General features: G+C 70.2%; 9 protein-coding genes. 5 read left to right on the top strand and 4 right to left on the bottom strand.

What is annotated here, in order from left to right:
- Positions 1–219: 219 nt before the first annotated feature.
- The 3 genes from FS769_RS15675 to FS769_RS15665 form a co-directional block, all read right to left on the bottom strand.
- Complete coding sequence (locus FS769_RS15675) at positions 220–1,212, bottom strand: Fpg/Nei family DNA glycosylase (RefSeq protein ID WP_144835031.1); 993 nt, start codon at positions 1,210–1,212, stop codon at positions 220–222.
- Positions 1,212–1,754, bottom strand: a complete 543-nt coding sequence (locus FS769_RS15670) for a ribose-5-phosphate isomerase (protein WP_144835029.1) — start codon at positions 1,752–1,754, stop codon at positions 1,212–1,214. The genes FS769_RS15675 and FS769_RS15670 overlap by 1 nt, the downstream gene beginning before the upstream one ends.
- Before the next feature lie 89 nt (positions 1,755–1,843).
- On the bottom strand, positions 1,844–3,031 hold the full coding sequence (locus FS769_RS15665; protein WP_144835027.1) for a ferrochelatase: 1,188 nt from the start codon (positions 3,029–3,031) through the stop codon (positions 1,844–1,846).
- 147 nt (positions 3,032–3,178) lie between these two features.
- On the opposite strand from FS769_RS15665, the gene pepN reads away from it, so the two are divergent.
- The 5 genes from pepN (at position 3,179) to FS769_RS15640 (ending at position 9,335) form a co-directional block, all read left to right on the top strand.
- Positions 3,179–5,746: an aminopeptidase N gene (pepN, locus tag FS769_RS15660; RefSeq protein WP_144835025.1), complete on the top strand. Its 2,568-nt coding sequence runs from the start codon at positions 3,179–3,181 to the stop codon at positions 5,744–5,746.
- 132 nt (positions 5,747–5,878) lie between these two features.
- Positions 5,879–6,790, top strand: a complete 912-nt coding sequence (locus FS769_RS15655; RefSeq protein WP_144835023.1) for an ABC transporter ATP-binding protein — start codon at positions 5,879–5,881, stop codon at positions 6,788–6,790.
- The gene (locus FS769_RS15650; RefSeq protein ID WP_144835021.1) at positions 6,787–7,584 is read left to right on the top strand and encodes an ABC transporter permease; all 798 of its coding nucleotides are present in this window, start codon (positions 6,787–6,789) and stop codon (positions 7,582–7,584) included. The genes FS769_RS15655 and FS769_RS15650 overlap by 4 nt, the downstream gene beginning before the upstream one ends.
- Before the next feature lie 63 nt (positions 7,585–7,647).
- Positions 7,648–8,889 carry a mechanosensitive ion channel family protein gene (locus FS769_RS15645; protein WP_144835019.1) on the top strand — a complete coding sequence of 414 codons (1,242 nt, stop codon included), beginning with the start codon at positions 7,648–7,650 and terminating at the stop codon, positions 8,887–8,889.
- Positions 8,886–9,335, top strand: a complete 450-nt coding sequence (locus FS769_RS15640; protein WP_144835017.1) for a globin — start codon at positions 8,886–8,888, stop codon at positions 9,333–9,335. The genes FS769_RS15645 and FS769_RS15640 overlap by 4 nt, the downstream gene beginning before the upstream one ends.
- Here the strand turns inward: FS769_RS15640 and FS769_RS15635 are convergent, their stop codons facing one another.
- Positions 9,336–10,163 carry a cation-transporting ATPase gene (locus tag FS769_RS15635; RefSeq protein WP_144835015.1) on the bottom strand — a complete coding sequence of 276 codons (828 nt, stop codon included), beginning with the start codon at positions 10,161–10,163 and terminating at the stop codon, positions 9,336–9,338. It lies immediately after the preceding gene.
- Positions 10,164–10,232 lie beyond the last annotated feature (69 nt).

Genomic DNA, 10,232 nt, shown 5'->3' with positions numbered 1-10,232 from the left:
ACCCGACCACAACCCACGCGACGCCCGATGGCTTCGACAGGCTCAGCCACCTACCCGACCACAACCCACGCGACGCCCGATGGCTTCGACAGGCTCAGCCACCTACCCGACCACAACCCACGCGACGCCGGTGGCTTCGACAGGCTCGGCCACCTACCCGACCACAACCCACGCGACGCCGGTGGCTTCGACAGGCTCAGCCACCCGCCCGACCGCTCATCACGCCTGGCACTTCGGGCACCAGTAGAGCTTGCGCCCGGCTGCCTCCTCCATCACGATCGCCGTTCCGCACACGCGGCAGGGCAGCCCCTCGCGGTGGTAGACCCAGTGCCGGTCGGCGCGGCGCGCCATCGCGCGCCGGTAGGCGGCGGGGTCGAGCCCGTCCATCGTCATCATCTGACCGGTCTCGACGCCGATCGGCAGCAGTGTCGCCCAGTCGCGCCAGATGCCGCGTACGACCTCCTCGGGCACGTCGCGCCCCGGGGTGTGCGGGTTCTGCCGCGCGCGGAACAGCAGTTCAGCGCGGTACACGTTGCCGATCCCGCTCACGACGGCCTGATCCATGAGCAGCAGGCCAATCGGCGTGGGCTTCTTGCGCACCGTCGCGGTGAAGCGTTCCTCACCCTCGGCGAGGTCGTCGACGAGGGGGTCGGGCCCGAGCTTGGCGATGGTCGCCTGCACCTCGTCGGGGGTCTGCAGCACGCACGCCGTAGGCCCGCGCAGGTCGGCACAGGTGGTGTCGGTGAGCAGACGCAGGCGCACCTGCCCGACCACCGGCGGAGGCCACTCGTTCTGCTCCTCGAGCCCCGTCGTCTGCTCCGACATGCGCACGCGGGCGCGCCGCGGGGCGCCGATCGAGGTCAGGGAGTTCTCGCCCGCGGCATCCAGGATCGGCTCGTCATCGAGCACGGTGCCGCGCTGGTTCGTCTGCCCCATGCGGCCATTGGCCGAGGCGATGGTCGCATCGACGACCACGTCGCCCGAGAAGTCCCACGCGCCGTACATGCCGAGGTGCACCCGCAACCAGACGTCGCCGTCGAAACGGAGGAACATCTGCTTCGCCACGGCACGCACCTCGACCGCCTCGCGGCCGTCGATGACCGACGCGCCTTCGGCGAAGCGCCCCTGGGGGCTGGATGCCGCGACCGTGCGCCCAACGATGTTGCGGTCGAACTGCCGCGCGATGCGGTGGACGGAATGCCCTTCGGGCATCAGCCTGCCTCGGGGTCGAACGAGTCGCTGGCGTCGGTCATCGTGTTCGGCTTCTCGCCGGCGCGCGGGTCGGGCAGCAGCACCCCGTCCTGCTCGAACGCCGCCAGCTGGCCGATGCGACGGGCGTGACGCTCCTCGCCTGAGAAGGGGGTCGCGATGAAGCGGTCGATGAACGACGCGGCCTCGTCGAACGTGTGCTGACGCGCACCGATCGAGATGACGTTGGCGTCGTTGTGCTCGCGGGCGAGCTCGGCCGTGGAGATGTTCCACACGAGCGCAGCGCGCACGCCGAGCACCTTGTTCGCGGCGATCTGCTCGCCGTTGCCCGATCCGCCGAACACCACGCCCAGGGCGTCGACGCCGGCCGCCTGGTCGCGCACGACCGCCTGGGCCGCGCGGATGCAGAAGGCCGGGTAGTCGTCGAGGGCGTCGTACTCGATCGGCCCGTGGTCGACGACCTCGTGCCCCTGCGAGGCGAGGTGGTGCTGGATCTGGGTGGAGAACTCGAGACCGGCGTGATCGGTGCCGATGTGGATGCGCATGGGCCAATCCTATTGAGAGCCGCGGACAGCGAGGGCGGACATGACGACGCCGCCCGCCCCTCGGAAGGGACGGGCGGCGTCGAGCGTGGTCAGGGGCGGATGCCCGCGGCCACGGGCTTGAACCCGGCGCGGATGTTCTCGCAGCAGCCGGGGCGGCACACGTCGTACCAGGGACCGAGGTCGGTGACGTGCGGGCGCTCAGCCCTCGGGGTGCCCTTGAGGCGCTCCTCGACGAGGTCGATCAGACCCGAGACGTACGCGGGGTCGACACCGGGGGTCGGGGTGCGCACGGCCTTGATGCCGGCCTCTTCCGCGGCCTCCATGGCCTCGGTATCGAGGTCCCAGAGCACCTCCATGTGGTCGCTGACGAAACCGAGGGGCACGATCGCGACGGCTTCGACGCCGCGGCCGGGCAGCTCGGCGATGACGTCGTTGACGTCGGGCTCGAGCCACGGCTGGGTGGGCGGGCCCGAACGCGACTGGTAGACGAGCTCCCATTCGACGGTGGCCACGGCATCCGCCACCTCGGCCATGACGACCTCGGCGACGGCCTTGTGCTGCGCCTCGTAGGCACCGCCCTCGCCGAACCCACCATCACGGGGGCCCGAGCGCTCGGCATCCGCCATCGGGATCGAGTGCGTGGAGAAGAGCACGCGGATATTATCGGGCGCGATGCCCTCGGCGACGAAGCCGGACACGGCGTCTTTCACTCCGCGGACGAACGTGTCGACGAAGCCGGGGTGGTCGAAGAACTGGCGCACCTTGTCGATGGTCACGGTCTCGCCGAGGCCCGTCGACTCGAGCACGCGGGCGTAGTCCTCGCGGTACTGGCGGCAGCTCGAGAACGAGCTGTAGGCGCTCGTGGCGATGGCCAGCAGAGTGGTGTGCCCGGACCCGGCGGCCTCGGTGACGGCCTCTTCGAGGTAGGGGCCCCAGTTGCGGTTGCCCCAGTAGACCGGAAGACCCAGTCCGCGCCTCTCGATCTCGGCTTCGAGCGCAGCCTTCAGCGCGCGGTTCTGCGCGTTGATCGGGCTGATGCCGTCGAAGTGGCGGTAGTGGTGGGCGACCTCTTCGAGGCGCTCATCGGGGATGCCGCGTCCGCGGGTGACGTTGCGCAGAAAGGGGATGACGTCGTCTTGGCCCTCGGGCCCGCCGAAGCCGGCGAGGAGGATGCCGTCGTACGCCACGGGCGTCTCGACCCACTTGGGTCCGGATGCCGCGGCGGGAGACGCATAGAGGACGGTCTCGGGGGTGGTGTCCGTGTCGGTCGTGCTCACGATCACATCCTCGCACCTGCATGAAGAGCCCGGACGCGAGGTATCTCGCTACTAGGCTTATACGGTTGTCGTCGGCGCCAACAGCGTCGACGGTCGTGACGCCCATGGCGTCGTCCGCAATCCACCCAGATCCCCGGGAGAACGCCAGTGCCAGGAGAGAACCTGACCCGCATCGAAGCGCAGGAGCGCCGCGCGATCGTCGACACGCACGAGTACCACGTGCAGCTCGACCTCACGCGTGGCGACGAGATCTTCTCCTCGCGCACCGTCGTGACCTTCGCCGCCACCGAGGGCGCGTCGACCTTCATCGACCTGATCGCCCGTACCGTGCACTCGGTGACGCTCAACGGCCGCTCGCTCGAGCCGTCCGAGGTGTTCGCCGACTCGCGCATCGCGCTCGAGGGCCTCGCCGCCGAGAACGAGCTGATCGTCCAGGCCGACTGCGAGTACACCAACACCGGCGAGGGCCTGCACCGCTTCGTCGACCCGGTCGACGGCGAGGTGTACCTCTACTCGCAGTTCGAGGTGCCCGACTCGCGCCGCATGTACACGGTGTTCGAGCAGCCCGACCTCAAGGCCGCCTTCACCTTCTCGGTGACCGCGCCCGCGCGCTGGAAGGTCGTCTCCAACTCCCCCACCCCCGAGCCGGTCGCCGTCTCCGACGACACCGCCCGCTGGGACTTCCCCGCCACCCCGCGCATCTCGTCGTACATCACCGCTCTCGTCGCCGGTCCCTACGAGGCCACCTACAGCGAGCTCACGAGCGCCGACGGCCGCGTCATCCCCCTCGGCGTGTTCGCCCGCAAGAGCCTGTGGCAGTACCTCGACGCCGACTACGTCTTCGACAAGACCCGTCAGGGCTTCGCGTACTTCGAGGAGAAGTTCGGCTTCCCCTACCCGTTCGCCAAGTACGACCAGCTCTTCGTGCCGGAGTTCAACGCCGGCGCCATGGAGAACGCGGGTGCCGTCACCTTCACCGAGACCTACGTCTTCCGCAGCAAGGTGACGGATGCCGTGAAGGAACGTCGCGTCGTGACGATCCTGCACGAGCTCGCGCACATGTGGTTCGGCGACCTGGTCACAATGAAGTGGTGGAACGACCTCTGGCTGAACGAGTCGTTCGCCGAGTGGGCGTCCACGATCGCCACCGCCGAGGCCACCGAATGGGAGGCCGCCTGGACGACCTTCAACGCGATGGAGAAGACCTGGGCGTATCGCCAGGATCAGCTCCCCTCGACCCACCCCGTCGTCGCCGAGATCAACGACCTCGAAGACGTGCAGGTGAACTTCGACGGCATCACCTACGCCAAGGGCGGGTCGGTGCTCAAGCAGCTCGCCGCCTGGGTGGGCATCGAGCAGTTCTTCGCGGGCGTCGCGGCGTACTTCCAGAAGCACCAGTGGTCGAACACCGAGGTGGGCGACCTGCTCACCGAGCTCGAGACCACGAGCGGTCGCGACCTGGGCGACTGGGCCAAGAAGTGGCTCGAGACCGCGGGCGTCAACACCCTCACCCCGCTCATCGAAGAGTCCGGCGACCCTTCGACAGGCTCAGGAACCGTCATTACGAGGTTCGCGATCGTGCAGACCGCGCCCAGCGACTACCCGACGATCCGTCCGCACCGCCTCGGCGTCGGCTTCTACTCGCTGAACGATGCGGGAGCCCTCGAGCGCGTGCACCGCGTCGAGCTCGACGTCGACGGCGATCGCACCGAGGTCGCCGAGCTCCGCGGCATCCGTCGTCCCGACCTCGTGCTGCTCAACGACGACGACCTCGCCTACGCGAAGATCCGTCTCGACGAGCGCTCGCTGGCCACCGCCATCGCGCACCTGAAGGACATCTCCGACCCGCTCGCGCGTTCGCTGGTGTGGGGTGCGGCGTGGGACCAGACGCGGGATGCCGAGGCCTCGGCCACCGACTACCTCGACCTGGTGCTGCAGAACATCGGTTCCGAGACCGAGTCGACCACGGTGCGCACGACGCTGGGCCAGCTGCAGCTCGCCGCGAACTCGTACGCGGCCCCCGCGACCCGCGACGCCGCGCGCGAGCGCGTCGCCGACGGCCTGTGGGAGCTCGCGCAGAAGGCCGAGGCCGGCAGCGACAGCCAGCTGCAGTTCGTCACCGCGTTCGCGTCGGCGGCCTCCACCCCGGCCCACGCCGAGACGGTCAAGGCCCTGCGCGACGGGTCGACCTCGCTCGACGGCCTCGAGATCGACACCGACCTGTCGTGGCAGCTGTTGGTCTCGCTCGCTTCGGCGGGCGTGGTCACCGCCGCCGACATCGACGAGGCGCGCGCAGCGGACAACACCGCCAAGGGCGGGGAGTTCGCGGCCATGGCCAAGGCGTCGCTGCCCTCGCACGAGGCGAAGCAGGAGGCCTGGTCGTCGCTGATCGACAGCGCCGACGCGCCGAACACGATCGTGCGATCGACGGCCGCCGGGTTCACCAACCCCACCACCGTCGGTGTGCTGGCCGACTTCGTCGAGCCGTACTTCGCGATGCTGCTGCCCATCTGGGAGTCGCGCAGCTACCAGATCGCGCAGTACCTGATCGTGGGCCTGTACCCCGCCGCCCTGGCGAACAAGGCGCTGCGCGACGCGACGCGTCAGTGGCTGTCGCAGAACGCCGACGCCGCCCCCGCGCTGCGTCGCCTCGTCGGCGAGAACCTCGCCGGTGTCGAGCGTGCGCTGGCCGTGCAGGAGCGCGACGCGCAGTAATGCGCCACGCCTGATCGGATGCCCCCTCCCCCTCGGGAGGGGGCATCCGTCGTCTGCGGGTCATCCTCTCGTCGCGCAGGGTCATCCCCACGGCGGACGCGGCGACGGGGTGGTCGTTCCTAACGTGGAACCATGATCGTTGCAGACAACCTCACCAAGCGTTACGGCGACAAGACCGCCGTCGACGGCGTCTCGTTCACGGTGCCTCCGGGGCGGGTCACCGGCTTCCTCGGTCCGAACGGCGCGGGCAAGTCGACGACGATGCGCATGATCGTCGGCCTCGACCGCCCCACGTCGGGACGCGTCACGGTCGCGGGCCAGGACTACCGCAGCCTGCGCTCCCCGCTGACCGAAGTCGGTGTCCTCCTCGACGCCAAGGCGATCCACACGGGCCGCTCGGCCCGCAACCACCTGCGCGCCATGGCCGCCACGCACGGCATCGGCCGTGAGCGGGTCGACGAGGTCATCGAGCTCACGGGCATCGCCTCGGTCGCCGGCAAGCGTGCGGGCGGCTTCTCGCTCGGCATGGGCCAGCGCCTCGGCATCGCGGCCGCCCTGCTCGGCGACCCGCACACGCTGATCCTCGACGAGCCCGTCAACGGCCTCGACCCTGAGGGCGTGCGCTGGGTGCGCCAGTTCGTGCGGCACCTCGCCGCCGAGGGTCGCACCGTGCTGCTGTCGAGCCACCTCATGAGCGAGATGTCGCAGACCGCCGACCACGTCATCGTGCTGGGACGCGGCCGCGTGCTCGCCGACGCTCCGCTGCAGGAGCTCGTGCGCACCTGGACGACGACCACGCTGCTCGTGCGTTCGCCCCGCCTCGACGACCTGGTGGCGGCGTTGAAGATGCCGGATGCCACGATCTCGGCGGTCGAGCCGGGCGCGGTCCAGATCACCGGCATCACCCCGCAGACGGTCGGCGACATCGCCGCCGCCCACGGCATCCCGCTGCACGAACTGACGCCTCGCGTCGGCTCGCTCGAAGACGCCTACCTCGCCCTCACCGACGACTCCGTCGAGTACAAGACCAAGGAGCTGGCATGACCGCCCTCGCCTCCGCGCCGGTTCGCCGCGCGGCATCCGCCCACCGCCTGAGCTTCGCGCACCTGCTGCGCAGCGAGGCGATCAAGATCCTCACCCTCCGCTCGACCTGGTGGTCGCTCGGGGTGACGGCCGCGCTGTCGGTCGGCATCTCGCTGCTGATCGCCGTCGCGACCAGCGGCATGGGCGGCGGCATGGCGCCGACGAACGTGATCCTCGCGCCCACGCAGTTCACGATGCTGGTCGCCGGCATCCTCGGCGCGATCGTGGTGACCGGCGAGTACTCGACCGGCATGATCCGCTCGACCCTGACCGCCGAGCCGCGTCGCGGCGCCGTGCTGCTGGCCAAGGCCTGCGTCGTGGCGCTCACGATGGCCGCGACGACCGTGGTCACCTATGCCGTCGCGATCGTCGTCACCGCGCCCTTCACGAGCACGGGCATCGACTGGGCGAGCCCGGCCGACTCCCTCGTGCCGCTCGCACTGGGTGTGGTCTCGATGGCGTCTTTCAGCCTGCTGGGTGTCGGCTTCGGCTTCCTCATCCGCAGCGGCGCCGGCGCTATCGCGGCGACCGTGGGCGTGCTGTTCGTGCTGCCGATCATGCTGAGCCTGTTCTCGATCGCGGGTCCCGACTGGATGTGGGTGCTCGAGTCGGCGAAGTACCTGCCCGTCAACGCGGCGGCCGAGCTGACCTCCCCCGGGGCCGAGAACCTGCTCGAACCTGCTCTCACGATGGCCGGGTGGGTCGTCGGCCCGCTGCTGCTCGGCTGGGTGGCGCTGCGCTCGCGCGACGCGTGACACCCTCGACGGATGCCTCGGCGCTCAGGTGGCGCCGAGGCATCCGTCGTTAGTCTGGATCCGATGTTCGTACTCGCCGAAAACCTCGAACCGTCCCCGTCGCCCACGATCACCTCCCCCAGCGACCTGACCAATCTCGACACCTGGGCCTGGATCGGCGATCAGCTGCTGGGCTTCGGCGGAGTGCTGCTGCGGATCCTCGGGATCATCATCGGGATCGCCGTCGCCGCCTGGATCCTGCGCGTGATCATCCGCCGCGTGGTCGACCGCATCGTCAACGGGGCGAAGAGCAAGGCCCGCGTCGACGACACGCAGGCCCTCGACCGCTCCCCGCTCAGCGCCGTGCGGTTGGTGCAGCGCACGCGCACACTCGGCACGATTCTGCAGAACATCGTCAACGTCATCCTCGTGATCGTGGCGCTCGTCTGGATCGCCGGCATCGTCGCCCCGAACGCCCTCGCCTCGCTCACGCTGCTCACCGCGGCGATCGGCGCGGGCCTCGGCTTCGGCGCGCAGAACATCGTCAAAGACGTGCTGAACGGCATCTTCATCGTCGCCGAAGACCAGATCGGCATCGGCGACGTCGTCGACCTGGGACTCGCGACCGGCATCGTCGAGTTCGTCAGCGTGCGCATCACGCACGTCCGCGACGTCAACGGCACGCTCTGGTACGTGCGCAACGGCGAGATCACGCGCATCGGCAACATGTCGCAGGGCTGGTCGCGGGTCATCATCGACCTGGCCGTGCCGGTGGATGCCGACATCGACGACGTCGAGAAAGCGATGCTGTCCGCCGCCAAGACGATGGCCAAAGAGACGAAGTGGCGCTCGCGCATCATCGAGCAGCCCGAGATCTGGGGCCTGGAGTCGATCAGCGGCGACGCTCTCGTCATCCGCCTCGTCATGAAGACCCGCTCGAGCGCGAAGGACGACGTGGCCCGTGAGCTGCGGGCGCGGCTGAAGCGGGCGATCGACGCGATGGGCATCGCGCTCCCCCAACTGAACTCGATCGTGCTCACCGGGGCCGAGGGCGCGCAGAGCGTGCGCGGCGCCCACCCGCCGAAGACGAAGGAGACCCCGGTCTCCCCCGCCGCCAGTCGCCCGGTGTGGCGTCCGCGCCGCAACAAGCACGACGTGACCGACGAGCAGGCCGACGCGGCGGGCGAGTCGAAAGTCACGAAGGCACCGGTGCACGACGCCGCCCCGACGACCACCCTCGATCTCCCCGGAAAGACCGCTCCCGGCACCGACGCGCCCAAGCCGACGCCCCCGGCGACGCGGGCCGATGAGGAAGGCACCTCGTGACCGAGCCCGTCAGCTTCTACGAGCAGGTCGGTGGGATGGACACCTTCCGCCGACTCGTCGACGCGTTCTACCGCGGCGTCGCCTCCGACGAGGTGCTGAAGCCCATGTACCCCGAGGAAGACCTCGGTCCCGCCGCCGAACGGCTCACGCTCTTCCTCGCGCAGTACTGGGGCGGCCCCACGACCTACGGCGAGACGCGCGGACACCCGCGCCTGCGCATGCGCCACATGCCGTTCCACGTCGATCCCGACGCGCGCGACCGCTGGCTCCAGCACATGCGCGTCGCTGTCGACGAGATCGCGCTGCCGCCGGCGTTCGAGGCGCCGCTGTGGGACTACCTCGAGCGCGCCGCCTACGCGATGGTCAACACGTTCGAGCCGCGCGGTATCGGCCCGCAGCAGGACGGGCGCCCCGATACGGGGCTGCCCGTCCGCGCGAGCGACTGATCACCGACCGAGGAAGTCTCCGAAGCCGGGGATGTCGAAGTTCGACAGGCTCTCGCCGAACCCGCTGATCTGGTCGCCCGCTCCCGACACGGCGTCCTGCGCCCCTCCGGCCCATTCGCCGATGCCGGTTCCCTCGGCGAGCGAGGCCAGATCGACTCCGGATGCCATGGCCTCCAGGTCGACGCCCTCCGCGAGCCCCGTGAAGTCGACCCCGGACTGCATCGCCTGGGCGAGCAGGGGCGCGGCGACCGCGCTGACGATCGCGCCTCCCGCCACCGCGGCGAGCAGGCCGCCCGCGCCGACGACACCGGCGCCGATCAGACCACCCTTCCCGGCCTTCGCGAGCAGGGACGACATGCGCCCCGGCCGCGCCGCCTCGGCCCGGGCCGCGGTGCGCGCGAGGTCGTCGGGCGCGTCGGACCGGGGCCGCTCGTGAGGTGAGAGCTCGGCATCCATCCGCTCTCGCACGTGCGCGCGCTGCGCCGGGGTGAGCCGGGCGAAGGCCTCGCGGTGCATCTGCTCGACGCGGTCGGGGTCGGCCGTGCGCAGCAGGTAGTCGTAGCGCGCGATGGCGGCGCGGTCGTCGGCTGGAAGGGCGGTTCCGGATGCCGTGCGGCGGCCCACGGCGGGCGGGGCGTACCGATCCGCGGCGTCGGCGGGAGGTGCGCCGGGGGTCCGCGTGCGCGCGTCGCCGGTCACGGCGTCGGCGGCCGAGCGGACCATGTCGCGCCAATCGCGGCTTCCCGAGGCGGAAGGGCTGCTCTTCGCGGCCGAGGCCTTGCCGGCGGCCTTGGAGGCGATGTCGAACAGACGGGAGAACGAGACCACGGGGATACCTCTCGACGGGCGGCATGCTGCCGCGACGTCAAGGTCTCCTCCGCCCTTTCGGACCGACCT

Source organism: Microbacterium sp. BH-3-3-3, assembly GCF_007679045.1.
Lineage (GTDB): Bacteria > Actinomycetota > Actinomycetes > Actinomycetales > Microbacteriaceae > Microbacterium > Microbacterium algihabitans.
The sequence above is the reverse complement of the archived record's forward strand: the minus strand, read 5'-3'. Positions and strand labels throughout refer to the sequence as shown.

Bases quoted from the DNA above. Each gene is read 5' to 3' on its own strand.
- FS769_RS15675 (WP_144835031.1), bottom strand. From the start codon at position 1,212: ATGCCCGAAGGGCATTCCGTCCACCGCATCGCGCGGCAGTTCGACCGC.
- FS769_RS15670 (WP_144835029.1), bottom strand. From the start codon at position 1,754: ATGCGCATCCACATCGGCACCGATCACGCCGGTCTCGAGTTCTCCACC.
- FS769_RS15655 (WP_144835023.1), top strand. From the start codon at position 5,879: ATGATCGTTGCAGACAACCTCACCAAGCGTTACGGCGACAAGACCGCC.
- FS769_RS15650 (WP_144835021.1), top strand. From the start codon at position 6,787: ATGACCGCCCTCGCCTCCGCGCCGGTTCGCCGCGCGGCATCCGCCCAC.
- FS769_RS15645 (WP_144835019.1), top strand. From the start codon at position 7,648: ATGTTCGTACTCGCCGAAAACCTCGAACCGTCCCCGTCGCCCACGATC.